The sequence below is a fragment of the Streptomyces sp. NPDC002669 genome (assembly GCF_042889165.1).
Classification (GTDB): Bacteria; Actinomycetota; Actinomycetes; order Streptomycetales; family Streptomycetaceae; genus Streptomyces.
The window spans coordinates 174,424-192,480 of record NZ_JBIAQQ010000001.1; the positions used below are offsets into that span (position 1 = coordinate 174,424).

Here is an 18,057-nt window from a genome sequence, read left to right on the forward strand (position 1 = left end):
GTGCCCCCGGCGGCGGACTGCGCCCGTCGGGCTCGATTCTGCCACTGCCGGGGGGCCGGGGGCGGCGGCCGGTGCGGGCGGGGCCGGTAACCGCCGGGGCTACGCGGGGCCGTCGGCGTCCGGGCGGGCGGGGGGCCGGGCCGGGCCGGTGGCCCGTTCCAGCTCGTGGCTGAGCTCCTCCAGCTCGCTGCCGCCCGCCATCTGGCGGGTCAGCTCGTCCAGCGTGACGCTCCCCTTGGTGTGGCTGCCGGCCATGGCGCCCCGCTTGAGCAGGACGAACCGGTCACCGACCAGATACGCGTGGTGAGGGTTGTGCGTGATGAGGACCACGCCGAGACCCGCGTCGCGGGCGGCCGCGACGTACTTGAGCACGACCCCGGACTGCTTGACCCCGAGCGCGGCGGTGGGCTCGTCCAGCACGAGCACCTTGGCGCCGAAGTGGACGGCCCGCGCGATGGCGACGCACTGGCGCTCGCCGCCGGACAGGGTGCCGATCGGCTGGTCGACGTCGCGCAGGTCGATGCCCATGCGCAGCAGTGCGGAGCGGGTCGTCTCGCGCATCAGGCGCACGTCGAGGCGTTTGAAGGGGCCCGAGCCCGTGGTCGGCTCCGAGCCGAGGAAGAAGTTGCGCCAGACCGGCATGAGGGGGACGACGGCCAGGTCCTGGTAGACCGTGGCGATGCCCCGGTCCAGGGCGTCGCGCGGATTGACGAGGGTGGTCTCCTCGCCGTCGACGAGGAAGGTCCCGGCGTCGTGCCGGTGCAGCCCCGCGATGATCTTGATCAGGGTGGACTTGCCGGCGCCGTTGTCGCCGAGCACGCAGGAGATCTCCCCCGCGTGGACCTCCAGCGAGACGTCGTCGAGCGCCCTGATGTTGCCGTAGTACTTGCTGACGTGGTCCAGCTCGACGAGCGCCCGGCGGGGCGTCTCCGGGGCGGCCGGTGCCTGGGGGGCCGTCATTTCGTCGCCTCCGCGCGCTTGCGTACCCATGCGTTGAGCAGGGTGGCCAGGAGCAGCATGGCTCCGAGGAAGAACTTGAACCAGTCCGGGTTCCACTCCGCGTACACGATGCCCTTGCTGGTCATGCCGAAGATGAAGGCACCGACCGCGGAGCCGATCGCGGAGCCGTAGCCGCCGGTGATCAGACAGCCGCCGATGACGGCCGCGATGATGTAGATCAGCTCGTTGCCGACGCCCTCGCCGGACTGGACGACGTCGTACGAGAACAGCAGGTGCTGGCCGGAGACCCAGGCGGCGAAGGCGACGCCGAGGTAGAGCCCGATCTTGGTGCGGATCACCGGGACGCCGACCGCGCGGGCCGCGTCGGCCTCGCCGCCGACCGCGAAGATCCAGTTGCCGAAGCGGGTGCGGAGCAGGATCCAGGTGGCGATCGCGACGAGGACGGCCCACCACAGGATGGTGACCTTGAGCTCGACGCCGCCGATGGTCCACTGCGAGGCGAACACCTTGCGGGCCGAGTCGAAGCCCTCCATGTCGCCGATGGCCTTCGTCGAGACGGTGCCGCTGATCAGCTTGGTGAACCCCAGGTTGAGGCCGGTCAGCATCAGGAACGTGCCGAGCGTGATGATGAAGCTCGGCAGTTTCGTACGGGTCAGCATGAAGCCGTTGAACGCGCCGAAGGCCAGGGTGACCAGCAGCGACACGAGGACGCCGACCCAGACGTTGGCCGTCATCTGGTAGCTGAACATCGACGAGATCAGCGCGGAGCTGGTGACCAGCACCCCGGCGGAGAGGTCGAACTCGCCGCCGATCATCAGCAGCGCCACCGGCGCGGCCATGATCCCGATCGTCGAGGCCGCGTAGAGCACCGTGCCGAGGCTGGAGGCGCGCAGGAAGCTGTCGGCGACGATCGAGAAGAAGACGAAGACGGCCGCGGCGCCGACCACCGAGCCGAGCTCGGGGCGGCCGAGGAGCCTGCGCAGCGGTGAGGTGTGCAGCAGCCGCTCGTCCTTCCCCGCCGGGGCGGACGGTCCGGCGATCGCGCTCATCGGGTCCCCCGCTTCGTGTACTGGGCCAGTTCGGCGGCGTCCTTCGCGGTGATGATCTGCGGCCCGGTGAGGACCGGGCGTCCGCCGCCGAGCACGTTGCCGTTGTAGCGGTTGAGCCAGAGCAGGTCGACCGCCTCGTAGCCCTGGAGGTAGGGCTGCTGGTCGACGGCGAAGCCGAGGGTCTCGTCCTGGAGGGCCGTGGCGACCTTGGCGTTCAGGTCGAAGGTGTCGATCTCGGCCCTGCTGCGCGCGGTCCTCTTCGCCTTGACGGCGGCGTCCGCGAAGGGCGCGCCGAGGGTGACGACCGCGTCGATGCCCTTGTCGGCCTGGAGCTTGGCCTCGATGGACGCCTGGACGTCGGGCATGTTGGTGCCCTCCACGTACAGGTTCTGCAGCTGTCCGTCGAAGGACTTCTTCGCTCCGGCGCAGCGCTGCTCGTGGCCGACGTTGCCCTGCTCGTGCAGGATGCACAGGGCCTTCTTGCGGCCGCGCGCGTTGAGCTCCTCGCCAACGGCCTCGCCCGCGATGGACTCGTCCTGGCCGATGTGGGTGAGCGCGCCGAACCGCTTGGACTCCGCGGAGCCCGAGTTCACCGTGATCACCGGGATTCCGGCCTTCACCGCCTTGGTGACGACGTCCTTCATCGCGTCGGGCTTGGCGAGGGTGACGATCAGCCCGTCGACCTTCTGGTCGATGGCGGCCTGCACCAGCTGGGCCTGCTGCTGCGCCTCGTCGTTGTGCGAGTACAGGAACTTGATGTTGTCCTTGACGGCCGCCTGCTCGGCACCGCGCTGGACGATGTCCCAGAAGGTGTCGCCATCGCCCGAGTGGGTGACCATGGCGAAGGTCCAGCGGGGTGTGTCCACCGCGGCCCGGCCCTCGGCGGCGGCCCGGGCCGCGCGCTCCTCCGCCCGCTTGCCGCCGGTGCTGCTGCATCCCACGAGGGAGGCCCCGAGCACCGCCGCAAGCACGGCGCCCATCGCACGTACCCCTGTCCGAACCCTTGCCACGACGCCGTGCCCTTCTTGTGCTGCTCGCTGTACCGCCTGGAGCGGCCGGGGGCGGTTCGCGCCCCGACCGGCTGGCCAAGTATCCCCGAGGCGTCCGCGGCGCGGCCCGGCAGGGGCGGAGGGCGTGTGTCGGGGCCGGGTGCGCGCGGCGGGGCGCGGAGGGTTCACCGGGTACCGCGCGCGGTGTACTTCTCCAGCTGTGGCACGTCGTCGGCGGTGACGATCGCCGGGCCGGTGAGCACCGGTTTCCCGCCGCCGACGACGTTGCCGTTGGTCCGGTGCAGCCACAGTCCGTCGACGGCGAGGTAGCCCTGGAGGTAGGGCTGCTGGTCGACGGCGAAGCCGACCTCCCCGGCCTTCAGTCGTCCGACGACCTCGGCGTTCAGGTCGAAGGTGTCGATCTCGGCCCCGCTGCCGGAGCCGTCCTTGGCCTTGACGGAGGCGGCGGCGAAGGGGGCGCCGAGGGTGACGACGGCGTCGATGCCCTTGTCGGCCTGGAGCTTCGCCTCGATCGAGGAGGTGGCGGCCGGCATGTTGGTGCCCTCGACGTTCAGGTTCTCGACGTGGCCCCCGAAGGTCTTCCGCACCCCGGCACAGCGCTCCTCCAGCGATACGTTGCCCTGCTCGTGGATGACGCAGAGGACCCTCTTGCGCCCGCGCGCGGCGAGCTCCTCGCCGACCGCCTCGCCGGCGACGGCCTCGTCCTGGCCGATGTGCCCGAGCGCGCCGAACTCCGCGGAGAACCGTGCGCCCGCGTTGATGGTCACCACGGGTATGCCGGCCTTCACCGCCTTGGTGACGACCGTTTTGAGCGCCTCCGGTTTGGCGAGGGTGACGACGATGCCGTCGACCTTCTGGTCGATGGCGGCCTGGACGAGCTGGGCCTGTTCCCTGCCCTCCTTGTTCGCGGAGTAGAGGAACTCGACGTTGTCCTTGGCCGCCGCCTGCTTCGCGCCGTTCTGCACGATGTCCCAGAAGGTGTCGCCCTCCCCCGAGTGCGTGACCATCGCGATCTTCATCCGGGGGGTGTCGGCCGCCTTCCCGCCGCCGCTTCCCGCCGCGGGCCTCTCCTCGGCGTCCTTGCCGCCGGAGCCGCTGCATCCGGAGACGGCGAGGCCGATGCCGAGGGCCGTGACGGTGATCAGGGCCGCTGCCCTGCGGGAGGTGCGCATGGTGGGGTCCGCCTTCTCTCCACGGCCGCCGGAGTGCGGCTGGACGTTTTCTAGCGGCGGTCGCACGGGACGTCAACGGCGCCCGGCAGTACGGGTGTTGTGATGCCGGGATGTCATGACGAACGAACAATTCACACCTTGTAAGGACATATGGTTGACAGGGCAGCCGGAGGGCGGCACGTTGGGTCCATGCGTATCGGACTCATCGGCACCGGCCGGATCGGTTCCTTCCACGCGGGTGTGCTGGCCCGCCACCCCGAGGTGGACGCCCTGGTGGTGACGGACACCGACGGGGGCCGGGCGGCCGGGGTCGCGCGCCGCGTGGGCGCGTCGGCCGTGGGGAGCACGGCCGAGGTGTTCGGCGCCGGGGTGGACGCCGTGGTGATCGCCTCGGCCACCGCGGCCCACGCCGAGCTGATCGGCCGGGCCGCGCGCGCCGGGCTCCCGGCATTCTGCGAGAAGCCGATCGCGCTGGACCTGCCGGGGACGCTGGGCGCGCTGCGGGAGGTCGACGAGGCCGGCAGCGTGCTCCAGCTGGGCTTCATGCGCAGGTTCGACGCCGGTTACGGGGCGGCCCGCGCCGCCGTCCGGGCCGGGACGCTCGGCAGGCTGCACACCGTACGGGCGGCGACGATGGATCCGGCGCCGCCGCCCGCCGCGTATCTGCCGCTCTCCGGGGGGCTGTTCCGGGACTGCCTGGTCCATGACTTCGACATCCTGCGGTGGGTGACGGGCCGTGAGGTGACCGAGGTGTACGCCACCGGGTCGGACGCCGGGCCCGCGATGTTCCGGGCGGCGGGCGACGTCGACACGGCGGCGGCGCTGCTGACCCTCGACGACGGCACCCTGGCCACGGCGACGGCCACCCGTTGCAACGGCGCCGGTTACGACGTGCGGATGGAGCTGGCGGGCGAGCTGGACCAGATCACGGTCGGCCTGGACGACCGCACGCCGGTCACCTCCGCCGAGCCGCTGGGGCCCGCCGCCCCCGCCCGTCCCTGGCCCGGTTTCCTGGAGCGGTTCGCCCCGGCGTACGAGGCCGAACTGGACGCGTTCGTACGGGTGGTGCGGGGCGAGCTGCCCAATCCGTGCGACGGCCGGGAGGCGTGGTACGCGCTGCTGGTCGCGGAGGCGTGCGAGGTGTCCCGCCGGGAGCGGCGCCCCGTGACGGTCGCGGAGGTCGCGAAGGCCGCCGGGTGACCGACGGGCCCGCACCGCCCCTCGTGCGGGGGCGGCCCGGGCCGGGGCGTGGTCAGGAGGACGGGGCGCCGGCCGACAGCACGGTTCCCTGCGCGACCGCGCAGAGCGTCTCCGCCCCGTCCTCCCCCGCGGCGAACAGCTCGCAGCGCACCACGGCCTGGCGGCGGCCGGTGTGCACGACCTCGGCCCTGGCCACGAGCGTGCGTCCGGTGGCGGGCCGGACGTACTGGATGGAGAAACCGCCGGTCAGCACGGCCGGGCCGAGCGTCGTACCGGCGGCGAAGGTGATCGAGTTGTCGGCGGCGTAGGCCAGTACCCCGCCGTGCAGAAAGCCGTTCTGTTGCTGGAGTTCCTGGCGTATGTCCACTTCGAGGGTGGCCGCACCGCCCCCGAAGGCGGTGATCCGTGCCCCGACGAGGCCGCTGAACGGCTGGCTGTCGAGAACCTTCTGGGCCATGGGCAGATCGAGTCCGGTCATGACGACTTCCTACCTCACCGGGTTGCTCCGCTCACCGGTTTTCCCGCCCACCGGATCTCTCCCACCGAACTCCCGCCCCGTCGTGCTTCCCGTCTCACCAGCGGACCGGCAGCCCCCGTCGGCCCCGCATCAGCAGGCCGGGAATCCAGTCGTACTCCCCCGTCTCCGCGTCCGGTGCGAGGTCCGGGCACCGCTCCAGCAGCGTACGGATCGCGATCCGGCCCTCCATCCTGGCCAGCGGCGCGCCCATGCAGAAGTGCACCCCGTGCCCGAAGGCCAGGTGCCCCTGGGTGTCACGGCGGATGTCGAAGGTGTCCGGCGCCGGGTAGCGGGCGTGGTCGCGGTCGGCGCCGGCCAGCGACACCAGCACCGGATCGCCGGCCGGGACGGTCCGCGATCCGATCTCGACCTGCTCGCGGGGGTAACGGAACGTCGCGGTCTCCACCGGCCCGTCGTAGCGCAGCATCTCCTCGACCGCGCCGTCGAGCAGGCCCGGGTCGGCGCGCAGGGCGGCGAGTTGGTCGGGGTGGTCGAGCAGCGCCCGTACCCCGTTGGCGATCAGGTTGACCGTGGTCTCGTGCCCGGCGACGAGCAACAGGAAGGCCATGCCCACGAGTTCGTCGGGCGACAGCCCGTCCCCCTCCTCGTCGCGCGCCCTGACCAGCGCGCTCATCAGGTCGTCGCCGGGCGAGCGCCGCTTCTCCCCGATGAGTTCGCCGAGGTACGCGTTCATGGCGCGCACCGCTTCCTGCTCCTGCTCCGGCGAGGCGGGGGTGATGATCTCGTTCGACAGCCGGCGGAAGGCGTTGCGGTCCAGGTCGGGGACGCCGATCAGTTCGCAGATGACGGTCATCGGCAGCGGGAAGGCCAGGGCGTCGACGAGGTCGGCGCGCCCGGCGGGCAGCATCACGTCGAGGAGTCCGTCGGTGATCTCCTGGACCCGCGGGCGCAGCGCCTCGACCCTGCGGGCGGTGAACTCCCGGGCGACGAGCTTGCGCAGCCGGGTGTGGTGGGGTGCGTCCAGCTCCAGCATGTTGCGGAAGATCGGGTCGCTCTCGCCGGGCGCCCCCGGCAGGCCCCGCCAGTCCTTGGCGAACCGCTGGTCGGCCAGGACCGCGCGGGCCTCGTCGTACCCCACCACGAGCCAGACCCGATCGAACTCGTCGGTACGGACGGTGTGCACGGGACCCGCGGCGCGCAGTTTCTCGTAGTACGGATACGGGTTCGCCGTGAAGTCCTTCGCCCCGCGCAGATCGGCATCGACGTCGGGGCCGGCCTCGGCTCGGGCGTCGGCGGCGGGGTCACTGGCTTCGGACATGGGACCGTCCCTCCCGGTCTGATCGGTTCGATCGTCCGGGCCGATCGTCCCCGATCGCTTCGGATCGACCGGTTCAGCCTACGTCGCCGTCCTCCGCGGCATCGTCGTCGAGCAGACCCGAGTCGTGCACCAACAGCGCGATCTGGACACGGTTGTTGAAGTCGAACCTGGTCAGGATCCGGGACACCTGGGTCTTCACGGTCGCCACGCTGAGGTAGAGCGCCGCGGCGATCTCGGCGTTGGAACGGCCGCGGGCGACGGCGATCGCGACCTCGCGTTCCCGCTCGCCGAGGGCGGCGATCCGCAGGCGCGCCCGGTCGGCGCGGTCCACGCGGTCGTTCCGGCCGCCCCGGGGTCCGGTCCCGGCGGCGCGGGCCATCAACTGGCGTGTCACCGCGGGCGACAGCACCGGATCGCCGGCCGCCACCCGCCGCACCGATTCGACGATCTGCGCCGGAGGGGTGTCCTTCAGGACGAATCCGGCAGCCCCGGCGCGGATGGCGCGCAGCACCTGTTCGTCGGCGTGGAACGTCGTCAGGACGATGACCTCCGGCGCGTCGGGGCGGGCGCGCAGGGCCTCGGTCGCGGTCAGCCCGTCCACGACCGGCATCCGGATGTCCATCAGCACCACGTCGGGGCGGACCCGGTCGACGAGGTCCGCGACGTCGGCGCCGTCGGCCGCCTCCCCCACGATGCGGATGTCGTCCGCGCCCCCGAGCATGAGGGCGAGCCCGGCCCGTACGAGCGGGTCGTCGTCGACGACGGCGATCCGGACGGGCGGTGCCGGGTGGTTCTCCGGAGATGGGGTGGTCATGACGACCACCGTAGCCAGGCCCGAACACCGTCCGTACCCGGGGCCGTTGGTACGGCGGCGGGAACGTTCCGCCCCGTGCTCACGCGGGCCACGGCAGCGCGGCCCGGACGCGGAAGCCGCCGTCCGGTTCGGGGCCGTGGTCGAGGTGGCCCCCGGCCAGCACGGCGCGTTCCGTGAGGCCGATGAGCCCCTGTCCGGAGCCGGGCACCTGCGCGAAGGGTTCGGTGGGTGCCGGGTTGCGCACCTCGATGGTGAGTCCTTCCCCCGGACCGCCGGTGACCGTGACGGTGACCTCGGCGCCGGGCGCGTGCTTGCGGGCGTTGGTCAGGGCCTCCTGGGCGATGCGGTAGACGGTGCGGCCGGTGGCGGCGGGGGCCGCGGCGGGGTCGGCGACGCGGTTGTCGAGGGTGACCTTCATGCCGGCCAGCCGGGACTCGGCGATCAACGGGTCCAGGGTGGCGAGGGTGGGCTGCGGCCGGTCGCCGTCGCTCTCGCCGGGGCTGCGCAGCACCCCGATGATCTCGCGGAGGTCCTGGAGCGCCTCGTGCGCGCTGTCCCGGATGACGCCGGCGGCCCGCGCCACCTCGGCGGTCGGGGCGTCGGGGCGGAATTCGAGGGCGCCGGCGTGGACGCTGAGGAGGGTCAGCCGGTGGGCCAGGACGTCGTGCATCTCCCGGGCGATGGCCTCGCGGGCCAGCCGTTGCGCCTGTTCGGCCCGGAGCCCGGCCTCCGCCTCGGCCCGGTGGGCCCGTTCGCGCAGGCTGAGGACGAGCTGGCGCCTGGACCGTACGACCATGCCCAGGCTGAGCACCAGCAGGGACAGCAGGGTGCCGATGATCACGGACTCGGCGAACGAGGTGTCCGGCTCCGGGCGCAGGTACGGCTGCACCGGACCGGTGATCACGGTGAGCGCCCCGATGGCCGCCACCGGCCGGAACGGGCGGTGCACCGCCACGCTGAACAGGGCGACGAGCGCGGCCCCCGAGGCGACCGGTTCGACGGCGGAGACCAGGACCAGGGCCACCGCGACGCCGACCGGCCACCTGCGCCGCACCCACAGGGCGCAGCAGGCGGCCGCCCCGACCACGCAGTCGATGAGGACGACGACGTCGGGGGTGGTGCGGTCGGCGTCGACCGTCGCCGCCGCGAGCATGCCGATCAGGGCCGCGCAGAGGAAGGCGGTCAGGTCGACGGCCCAGTCCCGCACGGTGCGTCGCGAACGGCCGCCCCGGTCGCTCGGCAGCTCGGGGTCGGCCATCGCCGAGGGCAGCAGCCAGCGGTACTCCGTACGTGTCATACGGCAAAACTACCCAGGTCGGGCGGGTGTTTCGGGGGTACGGGACCGGCGGGCGACCAAAGTCGTGGAACCCGAGACTTTCGGCGGCATCGCGCAGCCCGTCGGCCGACGCGGGGTCCGGGCCGCACCCGCGAGGCTCTCCGGCATGAAGAAACTCTGCGAGACGGTCGGCTTCCTCTTCTGCGTCCTGGGGATCGCCGGACTCCTGAACGAATGGTTCGACCGGTTCCGGTTCCTGGCGGTGGTGCGGCGGCTGGACTTCATCGGCCCGTACGCGATCTTCGTCAACATCGTGCTGATCGTGGCGGGGGTCGCGATGATGGTGGCGGCCGACCGGATCGAGGAGCAGAAGGGGTAGCCGGAGGGGCCGTTCAGGGGGCGGCCGGGGTCACCGCCCGGCGGCCCCAGGCCGTGCCGGCCAGGACCAGTACCGCACCCGCCGCGCCGAGGGCACCGAGGCGCTCGCCGCCGATCGCGATGCCCGCGGCGGCGGCCCACAGCGGCTCCGTGCCGAGCAGCAGGCTGACCCGGGACGGCGAGGTGCGGCGTACCGACCACATCTGCACGAAGAAGGCGAAGAGCGTGCAGAGGACGGAGAGGAAGAGCAGCCCGCCCCACTCCCGGACGCCGAACCCGGCGGCCACCGTCCACGGCGCCTCCCCGGTGCCGGGCACGGCCGCGAGCAGGGCGAAGACGACGACCGCGCCGCCGAGCTGGACCGTGGTGAGCGACAGCGAGTCCGCCCCCCGCACCGACTTGGTGCGGGCCATCAGCAGGACGTGGACGGTACGGAGGAGCGCGGCCACCAGCATCAGCAGGTCGCCCGTCGACGGGGCGGTGAATCCGCCGCCCTGGGTCAGCAGCACCACACCGGTCACCGAGAGTCCGGCGGCGGCGAGAAAGGCCCCGGACGGCCGGACCCGGGTCACGGCGGCCTCGGCGAGCGGGGTGAAGATCATGGTGAGGCTGATGATGAGCCCGGCGTTGGTCGCCGAGGTGTGCACGACGCCGTACGTCTCCACCAGGAAGATCGCGCCGAGGACGAGCCCCAGCAGACCGGCGCCCCGCCACTGCGCGGCGCCCAGCGCCCGCAGCCTGCGCCGGCCGGCCACCACCAGCACGGGCAGCACGACGGCGAAGCGCAGCACGAGGACGGCGAGGACGGTCTGCGCCGTGGTGATGCCCTTGGCCGTGAGGTAGCTGGCTCCCCAGACGACCGCGACGAGCAGGACGGGCAGGTCGGTGAGCCAGGCACGGCGCGAGGGGGCGACGGCGGGCACGGCGATCGAGGACACCTGGCGGTTCTCCTGGTTCTCCACGGTGGGAAACACGGTGGAGACGTCGGCGGCTCGCACACGGAACGATCACGCTACCCGGCGGTGCCCCGCTCCGGAATCCCCGTCCCACCCCTCGTCCGGCACGCCGGTTCCGGCCCGGAAGGGGGTGCGGAGGGCGCCGGACCTCACCCGTCGAGGTCGAAGGAACCGAACCGCGCCGGGCCGGTGGGCCGGTAGGTGTGGATCGAGATGCCGCTCGGGGTCTCCCGCGCCCCGATCCGTTCGAAGGCGGTCGGCCGTCCGCCCTCGGGGAAGAGCCGGCGGCCCCGGCCCAGTACGACCGGGTAGGTGAGGACGTTGTACTCGTCGATCAGCCCGTGCGCCATCAGGAACCGGGCCAGCCCGCCGCTGCCGTGGACCTGGAGCTCGCCCCCCTCGGTGCGCTCCTTGACGCGGGCGACCTCCTCGGCGACGTCCGTGGACACGACGGTCGTGTTCTGCCATTCGGGGTCGCTCAGGGTGGTCGAGACGACGTACTTGGGGCGCGTGTTGAGCGGGCCCGCGATCGGGTCGTCGGGATCGGTCACCTTCGGCCAGTACCCGGCGAAGATGTCGTAGGTGCGGCGGCCCAGCAGGAAGGCCGCGGACCGCCCCATCACCCCGTTCATGAAGTCGATCATGTCCTCGTCCGCGAACGGCACCGTCCAGCCGCCGTACTCGAACCCGCCGTCGGTGTCCTCGTCGGGGCCACCCGGTGCCTGCATGACGCCGTCGAGCGACAGGAAGGTGGTGAGGGTCAGCTTCGCCATGGTTCTTCTCCCGGTGCCTCGGTCGTCCGTCCTCCACTCTTCCGACTCCGGCGCCGGCCGCAACTCATCGCTCCGCCGCCCGGACGGGCCCTCCGCGCATCCGTACCGGCCGTCGCACGTCCCCCGTACCGGCCGTCGTGCGGCTTTGCCCAGGCGTCCGATTCCCGCCGGTGACCGCCGGGCGGAAGGACTTTCCTTGTCCATGTCGAAGCCACGGCAGGAGCCGCGGCGAAACCCGCGGCGAAGCGCCGGCCATCCGGCCGGACTCCGCCCCGACCCGCGAGGAACCACCATGACCAGCACCATCGCCGGCACCGGCGCGCCCCGCACCGCACTCGTCACCGGCGGCAGCCGCGGCATCGGCGCCGCGACCGCCCTGCGGCTCGCCCGGGACGGCGCCGATGTGGCACTGACCTATGTGGCGGACGAGACCGGAGCGCAGGAGGTGGTGGAGAAGATCCGCTCGTACGGCCGGCGCGGCACGGCCCTGCGGGTGGACGCCGCCGACCCCGAGGCGGTCCCGGCGGCGGTGGCCGGGGCCGCGGACGCACTCGGCCGGCTCGACGTCCTGGTCAACAACGCGGGCATCGGCGTCCTCGGCCCGATCGGCACCCTGAGCACCGCCGATGTGGACCGGGTGCTGGCCGTCAACGTACGGGCGGTGTTCCTGGCCTGCCGCGCGGCGGCGGAGCTGATGGGGCCGGGCGGCCGGATCATCTGCGTCGGCACGGCCCTGAGCCGGTACGCGGGCGGCCCCGGCTCCACTCTCTACACGATGAGCAAGTCGGCGCTGGCCGGGCTCACCAAGCCGCTCGCCCGCGAGTTCGGTCCGCGCGGCATCACCGTCAACCTGGTCCAGCCGGGCCCGGTCGACACGGATCTCAACCCGGCCGACGGCCCGTTCGCCGAGGGCCAGCGCGCGGCGACCGCCCTGGGCCGGTTCGGCACGACGGACGAGGTGGCGTCCCTGATCGCCTACCTGGCCGGTGACGAGGCCGGGTACATCACCGGTACGGAGGTGGCGGTGGACGGGGGCCACGCGGCCTGACCGGACCACGCGTCCGGGGCCCGGGGCCCGCGATCGGAGTCCGGCGGGCGGCCCCGGCCCGGGGCCGCCCGGCAGTCGCTCAGCCGCCCAGTTCGCGGTGGCGGGCGACCAGTCGTGCGGCGCCCTCCTCGGTCGGGGTGCCGAACAGCCGCAGCCGGGAGATCCCGCCGTCCGGGAAGATGTCGATGCGGACGTGCGTGGCCCGGACCGCCTCCGGCAGCACGAAGCGGTGATCGGTGTCGGGCTGCAGCCGGGTCCGGGGCAGCACCTCGGTCCAGTCGCCGCTCCCGCCGTCCCGGACCGAGAGGCTCGCCCACCCCGCCGAGTTGCCCTTCAGATACGCGGTGTCGATCTCGACCGCGCCGATCAGGGCCTGCTCGACGAGCCGGTAGCGGATCCAGTCGTTGCCCCGGTCGCGGCGGCGACGGGTCTCCCAGCCGTCGTCCATCTTGCGGGACCTGCCCGGCTGGATGGTGTTGGTCGCCGGGGAGTAGAAGCGGTCGGAGGCGTCCTCCACCGTGCCGCCGTTCTCCAGGGCGACCAGGTCGAAGGTGCCGAGGGCGGCCAGCCACGCCGGGTCGGGGACGACCTCGCCGTACACCCGCAGGCGGGCCACCCCGCCGTCGGGGTGCTGGTTGAGCCGCAGGTGGGTGAAGCACCGTTCGGCGTCGACGGCGAAGCCGTTGGCCGCGTGCCCCCCGACGGCCGTGCGGGGCACGAGCGTCGTCCACTTCACGTCGGGCGCCAGGAGCTCCTCCGGCGACGGGGAGCCGGGGAGGCAGGTCGCCTCGACGGAGACGGCCTGCGGGTAGTTGCCGCGGAAGTGGGCGGTGTCGACGACGATGCCGCGCACGACCCCGGGCGCGCCGAGCCGTACCAGCGCCCAGTCGTGGTCCTCGTCGGCCGGGTGCGGCGCGTCCGCGCCCGTGCCCCGGCGGCGGCGGGTCTCCCAGCCGTCCATGACCTTGCCCTTGTGGCCGAAGCGCTCGGGGTCGAACTCGGCGGGCTCCGGCTTCAGCAGGTTCTCCCGCTCGGCGAAGAACTCGTCGTTGGCCGCGATCACCCCGGCGCCGAGCCGCCGGTCGGCGAGGTCGACGAGGTCGGTGAAGGGGAAGTCGTCGGTGCGGTAGTCGGCGTACGGGTCGCCGCCGCCGTACGGGTTCGCGTCACCGGTGAAGCGGGCTGTCGCCGTCATGGTCAGTGGTTCCTTTCGAGGAGGTGGCCGGTGGGTCCGGCGACGGTGCCGTCGGCCGCGATCCGTACCCCGCGCAGCCAGGTGGAGCGCACCACGCCGTACAGGGTCCGGCCCGCGTACGCGGTGACCCGGTTGCGGTGGAGGAGTTCGGCGGGGTCGACGATGAACGTGTCGTCGGGGGCGAGCACCGCGAAGTCGGCGTCGCGGCCCGCCGCGATGGCGCCCTTGCAGGTCAGCCCGGCGAGTTCGGCGGGGGCGGCCGACATCCAGCGGGCGACGTCGTCGAGCGAGTGGCCGCGCCTGCGGGCCTCGGTCCAGATGGCGGGCAGGCCCAGCTGGAGGGAGGAGATCCCGCCCCAGGCGGAGGCGAAGTCCGGCGTCTTCAGGTCGGTGGTGCACGGCGAGTGGTCGGAGACGATGCAGTCGATCGTCCCGTCGGCGAGTCCCGCCCACAGCACGTCCTGGTTGGCGGCCTCCCGGATCGGCGGGCAGCACTTGAACTCCGTCGCGCCGTCGGGGACCTCCTCGGCGGTGAGGGTGAGGAAGTGCGGGCAGGACTCCACCGTGATCCGTACGCCCTCGCGCCTGGCGGCGGCGATCATCGGCAGCGCGTCGCCGGAGGAGAGGTGCAGGACGTGGACGCGGGCGTTCAGCCGCCTGGCGTGCGCGATCAGGCCCTCGATCGCGGTGTTCTCGGCGTCGCGCGGCCGGGAGGCGAGGAAGTCGGCGTACGCGGGGCCGCTGCGCTGCGGGGCGGAGGCCAGGTGGCGCGGGTCCTCGGCGTGCACGATCAGCAGGCCGCCGAAGCCGGCGATCTCGGCCATGGAGCGGGCCAGCTGCTCCTGGTCGAGCTCCGGGAACTCCTCGACGCCGGAGGGCGAGAGGAAGCACTTGAAGCCGAACACCCCGGCCTCGTGCAGGGGGCGCAGGTCCTTGATGTTGGACGGGACCGCGCCGCCCCAGAACCCGGTGTCGATGTGCGCCTTGGCTGCGGCCACCCGCTGCTTGGTGCGCAGGTGTTCGACGGTGGTGGTCGGCGGGAGGGAGTTGAGCGGCATGTCGAGCAGGGTGGTGATGCCGCCCGCCGCCGCCGCGCGGGTGGCGGTGTGGAAGCCCTCCCACTCGGTGCGGCCGGGGTCGTTCACATGGACGTGCGTGTCGACGAGGCCGGGCAGCAGGACGTCCTCGCCGAAGTCCTCCAGCCGGGCGCCGGCCGGCACCTCGGCGTCGTACGGCAGGACGGCGTCGATCCGCCCGTCGGCGACGGCGACCGTCGCGGGCCGCGTCCCGTCCGGGGTGACGACCCGCGTCGAGCGCAGCACCAGATTCACGTCAGCACCGGACACCCGTGCTCCTCACTTCGACTCTCCGCCGCGGCTTCCGCCACCGGCAGATTCAACGAACTGTTGAAGGAGTCTTCACTCGGGACCGGGGCCCGTCAAGACCCCGTCCACCGCGCCCGGCCCCCGGCCGGACCCCTCGCACTCGAACTTGGATATTTCCACAAAGTAAAAGGATAATTTCGGAGAGCGGAACGTAACATGGGACCAGCGCGACCCCGGGGAACTGCTCCGCCGAGCGCCGACACCGGGACAAACGGGCTCTGACCGGCCAGGACGCCTCGCCCGGGGCGGTGGGCCGATCGGGAACCGCCCGGTAGGCTGCTGGGTGCCTCGCCGGGCGGGGCGCCCGCCCTTCCGCCTCGAAAGGACCGTTGACGTGCCGCCGTCCCACGCCAGCACATCCGACTCCAAGCCCGCCGCTTCCGGCGGTGGTGTGCAGTCCCTTGAGCGTGCCTTCGATCTGCTGGAGCGGATGGCCGACGCCGGGGGCGAGGTCGGTCTGAGCGAACTCTCCGCGAGCAGCGGCCTCCCCCTGCCGACCATCCACCGTCTGATGCGGACACTGGTGCTCTGCGGATACGTGCGCCAGCAGCCCAACCGGCGCTACGCGCTCGGCCCGCGCCTGATCCGGCTCGGCGAGTCCGCGTCCCGGCTGCTCGGCACCTGGGCCCGCCCGTACCTCGCGCGGCTGGTCGAGGAGACCGGCGAGACCGCGAACATGGCACTGCTCGACGGCGACGAGATCGTCTACGTGGCGCAGGTGCCGTCCAAGCACTCGATGCGCATGTTCACCGAGGTGGGCCGTCGCGTCCTGCCCCACTCCACCGGGGTCGGCAAGGCGCTGCTGGCGAACACGCCGCCGGACGAGGTGCGGGCCCTGCTCGCTCGTACCGGGATGCCCGCCGCCACCGAGAAGACGATCACCACCCCGGACGGCTTCCTCGAAGCGCTGGAGCAGGTGCGCAGGGCCGGCTACGCGGTGGACGACAACGAGCAGGAGATCGGGGTCCGCTGCCTGGCGGTCTCCGTCCCCGACTCCCCCACCTCGGCCGCGATCTCGATCTCCGGTCCGGCGGGCCGGGTGACGGAGGCGGCGACGGAGCGGATCGTGCCGATCCTCCAGCAGGCCGCGAAGGAACTCTCCGACGCCCTGGCGAGCAGCGGCTCCGCCGGCTGAGGCGCGGGGAAACCGACCGGCGCACGAGGGGAAGGGGGGCGGCCCGCGAGACCGCCCCCCTTCCTCTTTCCGTTCCCCCGTCTCAGACCCGTTCGGGCACCGTGAGACGGCCGTCGTCCATCGTGACCGTGCGGTCCGTCCGGTGCAGATGGGCCCGGTCGTGCGTGACCATCACCGTCGCCGTCGACCGCTCCCGGGTCAGGGTGACCAGCAGGTCCAGCACCGCCGCGCCCCGTTCGTGGTCGAGCGCGCTGGTCGGCTCGTCGACGAGCAGCACCGCCGGGTCGTTCATCAGGGCCCGCGCGATGTTGATCCGCTGGCGCTGACCGCCCGACAGCTGGTGCGGCCTGCGGCCCGCCCGGTCCGCGAGGCCGACCGCGTCCAGCAGTTCCAGCGCCCGGCCGCGGGCCCCGCGGGCCGCTCTGCCCGACAGATGGGTCATGACCTGGAGCTGTTCGACGGCGGTGAGGGACGGCAGCAGATTGGGCTGCTGGAAGACGATGCCGATGCGCTCGCGGCGCAGCGCCGCCTTCTGCGCCCGGTCCAGGCTCCCGGCGTCCGCCCCGTCGACGACGACCCGGCCGGAGTCCGGTGTGACCAGGGTCGCGGCCACGGCGAGCAGGCTGGACTTGCCGGAGCCGGACGGTCCGACGACCGCGGTGAGCGTGCCCGCGGGCACCTCCAGCGAGACCCGGTCCAGGGCGGTGAGCCGGTCGTCGCCGTCGGGGTAGGTGAGGGTGACGTCGGCGAGGGTGAGGGTCATCGGGCACTCCCGAGTGCGGTGAGCGGGTCGACGGCGGTGATCCGCCGGATGGACAGGGCCGCCCCGAGCGCACCGAGGACGATCATGACGGCGGCCGGAACCAGCACGGTCGCCGGGTCGAGGACGAACGGCACCGTCCCGCCGCCGATCAGCGCGCCGATGCCGGAGGCGAGCGCGGCGCCCGTGCCCGTACCGGCGACGAGCATCACGACGGCCTGCCCGAGCGCGTCGCGCAGCAAGTACGGGGTGGAGGCGCCGAGCGCCTTGAGCACGGCGACGTCACCGCTGCGCTGAATCGTCCAGACGGTGAAGAAGGCGCCGATGACGAGGGCGGAGATGACGAAGAGGAAACCGCGCATGAGCTGGAGCGAACCGTTCTCCGCCTGGTAGGAGCCGATCGCGGTGAGGGAGTCCGCCAGGGCGAGGGTGCTGGTGCGGGCGGCCCGGTCGCCCGCGGCGAGGTCGACGCCGTCGTCGGTGGTCAGCGCGATCACCGTGGCGTGCCGCTCCCCGCCCGCGCCGTCCTCCCCGAAGCGCTGCCAGTCGTCGAGCGAGGTCCACACGACGGGGGTGTGGCTGTACGAGGCGTCCCCGGCGACCGACGCGACGGCGACCTCGGTGCCGCCGATCCGCAGCCGGTCGCCGGGCGCGGCGCCCAGATCGGCGGCGGCCGACTCGGACAGCACCACCTCGCCCGCGCCGACCCGCGCGCCGTCGGGCGCGAGGCCACCGTCCGGTTCCACACCGAACGCCGACACCGCCGCCGTGCGCCGCCCCTCGTCGGCGGCGGCGTTCAGGGTGCGGATGCCGAGCGGCTGCGCGGCGCGCACACCGGGCCGGGCCGCCCAGCTGCGCCAGGCGCTCTCCGCGACGACGGAGTCGGTGAAGGACACCGACCGGCCGTCGGGCGGGGCGGCGAACGCCAGGTGGTCGGCGGCCAGCCCGGTGACGGCCGAGGTGTTCTCCCGGGCGAGGCCGGCCGTGAGCCCGGACAACAGGCCCACGAGCAGCGTGATCAGCACCACGACCGTGCCCATGAGCGCGAACCGGCCCTTGGCGAACCGGAGATCTCTCCATGCGACGAACATGCTCCCAGCCTCGGCCTCCGGAGCCTTCGGCGGCATCGCCCGACGGTGGGGCCCGACAT

General features: G+C 73.0%; 18 protein-coding genes. 4 read left to right on the top strand and 14 right to left on the bottom strand.

What is annotated here, in order from left to right:
- Positions 1-99: 99 nt before the first annotated feature.
- The 4 genes from ACFYW1_RS00795 to ACFYW1_RS00810 form a co-directional block, all read right to left on the bottom strand.
- Positions 100-960, bottom strand: coding sequence for an ATP-binding cassette domain-containing protein (locus ACFYW1_RS00795; RefSeq protein WP_388985272.1), 861 nt, complete (start codon positions 958-960; stop codon positions 100-102).
- Positions 957-2,009: an ABC transporter permease gene (locus ACFYW1_RS00800; RefSeq protein WP_148840183.1), complete on the bottom strand. Its 1,053-nt coding sequence runs from the start codon at positions 2,007-2,009 to the stop codon at positions 957-959. The genes ACFYW1_RS00795 and ACFYW1_RS00800 overlap by 4 nt, the downstream gene beginning before the upstream one ends.
- On the bottom strand, positions 2,006-2,989 hold the full coding sequence (locus tag ACFYW1_RS00805; RefSeq protein ID WP_388985274.1) for a sugar ABC transporter substrate-binding protein: 984 nt from the start codon (positions 2,987-2,989) through the stop codon (positions 2,006-2,008). Before ACFYW1_RS00805 ends, ACFYW1_RS00800 begins: the two co-directional genes overlap by 4 nt.
- Positions 2,990-3,183: 194 nt before the next feature.
- Positions 3,184-4,191, bottom strand: a complete 1,008-nt coding sequence (locus ACFYW1_RS00810) for a sugar ABC transporter substrate-binding protein (RefSeq protein ID WP_388985276.1) — start codon at positions 4,189-4,191, stop codon at positions 3,184-3,186.
- Between the two features lie 189 nt (positions 4,192-4,380).
- On the opposite strand from ACFYW1_RS00810, the gene ACFYW1_RS00815 reads away from it, so the two are divergent.
- Positions 4,381-5,391, top strand: coding sequence for a Gfo/Idh/MocA family oxidoreductase (locus ACFYW1_RS00815; protein WP_388985278.1), 1,011 nt, complete (start codon positions 4,381-4,383; stop codon positions 5,389-5,391).
- A 52-nt stretch (positions 5,392-5,443) separates the two neighbouring features.
- Here the strand turns inward: ACFYW1_RS00815 and ACFYW1_RS00820 are convergent, their stop codons facing one another.
- The 4 genes from ACFYW1_RS00820 to ACFYW1_RS00835 all read right to left on the bottom strand — a co-directional run bounded on the left by ACFYW1_RS00820 (position 5,444) and on the right by ACFYW1_RS00835 (position 9,298).
- Positions 5,444-5,869 carry a PaaI family thioesterase gene (locus tag ACFYW1_RS00820; protein ID WP_388985280.1) on the bottom strand — a complete coding sequence of 142 codons (426 nt, stop codon included), beginning with the start codon at positions 5,867-5,869 and terminating at the stop codon, positions 5,444-5,446.
- A gap of 94 nt (positions 5,870-5,963) precedes the next feature.
- Positions 5,964-7,187, bottom strand: coding sequence for a cytochrome P450 (locus ACFYW1_RS00825; protein WP_388985282.1), 1,224 nt, complete (start codon positions 7,185-7,187; stop codon positions 5,964-5,966).
- Positions 7,188-7,260: 73 nt separating this feature from the next.
- The gene (locus ACFYW1_RS00830) at positions 7,261-8,001 is read right to left on the bottom strand and encodes a response regulator (RefSeq protein WP_388985284.1); all 741 of its coding nucleotides are present in this window, start codon (positions 7,999-8,001) and stop codon (positions 7,261-7,263) included.
- A 79-nt stretch (positions 8,002-8,080) separates the two neighbouring features.
- Entirely contained in the window at positions 8,081-9,298 is a 1,218-nt protein-coding gene (locus ACFYW1_RS00835) for a sensor histidine kinase (RefSeq protein WP_388985286.1), read from the bottom strand.
- 64 nt (positions 9,299-9,362) lie between these two features.
- On the opposite strand from ACFYW1_RS00835, the gene ACFYW1_RS00840 reads away from it, so the two are divergent.
- A complete protein-coding gene (locus ACFYW1_RS00840; RefSeq protein WP_388985288.1) occupies positions 9,363-9,656 on the top strand; it encodes a hypothetical protein in 294 nt (97 codons plus the stop codon).
- Positions 9,657-9,669: 13 nt separating this feature from the next.
- On the opposite strand, the gene ACFYW1_RS00845 is transcribed toward ACFYW1_RS00840, so the two are convergent.
- Positions 9,670-10,593, bottom strand: coding sequence for a DMT family transporter (locus ACFYW1_RS00845; RefSeq protein WP_388985895.1), 924 nt, complete (start codon positions 10,591-10,593; stop codon positions 9,670-9,672).
- 167 nt (positions 10,594-10,760) lie between these two features.
- Positions 10,761-11,384 (bottom strand): dihydrofolate reductase family protein, encoded by a 624-nt coding sequence (locus tag ACFYW1_RS00850; protein ID WP_388985290.1) that lies wholly within the window; start codon positions 11,382-11,384, stop codon positions 10,761-10,763.
- 292 nt (positions 11,385-11,676) lie between these two features.
- Here ACFYW1_RS00850 and ACFYW1_RS00855 point away from each other — a divergent pair, with 292 nt between their 5' ends.
- Positions 11,677-12,432, top strand: coding sequence for an SDR family NAD(P)-dependent oxidoreductase (locus ACFYW1_RS00855; protein WP_388985292.1), 756 nt, complete (start codon positions 11,677-11,679; stop codon positions 12,430-12,432).
- A 79-nt stretch (positions 12,433-12,511) separates the two neighbouring features.
- Here the strand turns inward: ACFYW1_RS00855 and alc are convergent, their stop codons facing one another.
- On the bottom strand, positions 12,512-13,627 hold the full coding sequence (alc, locus tag ACFYW1_RS00860; RefSeq protein WP_388985294.1) for an allantoicase: 1,116 nt from the start codon (positions 13,625-13,627) through the stop codon (positions 12,512-12,514).
- A gap of 2 nt (positions 13,628-13,629) precedes the next feature.
- The gene (gene allB / locus ACFYW1_RS00865) at positions 13,630-14,973 is read right to left on the bottom strand and encodes an allantoinase AllB (RefSeq protein WP_388985295.1); all 1,344 of its coding nucleotides are present in this window, start codon (positions 14,971-14,973) and stop codon (positions 13,630-13,632) included.
- 373 nt (positions 14,974-15,346) lie between these two features.
- Here allB and ACFYW1_RS00870 point away from each other — a divergent pair, with 373 nt between their 5' ends.
- Entirely contained in the window at positions 15,347-16,147 is an 801-nt protein-coding gene (locus ACFYW1_RS00870; RefSeq protein ID WP_388985297.1) for an IclR family transcriptional regulator, read from the top strand.
- Positions 16,148-16,229: 82 nt separating this feature from the next.
- Here ACFYW1_RS00870 and ACFYW1_RS00875 read toward each other — a convergent pair whose 3' ends face one another.
- Complete coding sequence (locus ACFYW1_RS00875; protein ID WP_388985299.1) at positions 16,230-16,910, bottom strand: ABC transporter ATP-binding protein; 681 nt, start codon at positions 16,908-16,910, stop codon at positions 16,230-16,232.
- The gene (locus ACFYW1_RS00880; RefSeq protein ID WP_388985301.1) at positions 16,907-17,998 is read right to left on the bottom strand and encodes an ABC transporter permease; all 1,092 of its coding nucleotides are present in this window, start codon (positions 17,996-17,998) and stop codon (positions 16,907-16,909) included. The genes ACFYW1_RS00875 and ACFYW1_RS00880 overlap by 4 nt, the downstream gene beginning before the upstream one ends.
- Positions 17,999-18,057 lie beyond the last annotated feature (59 nt).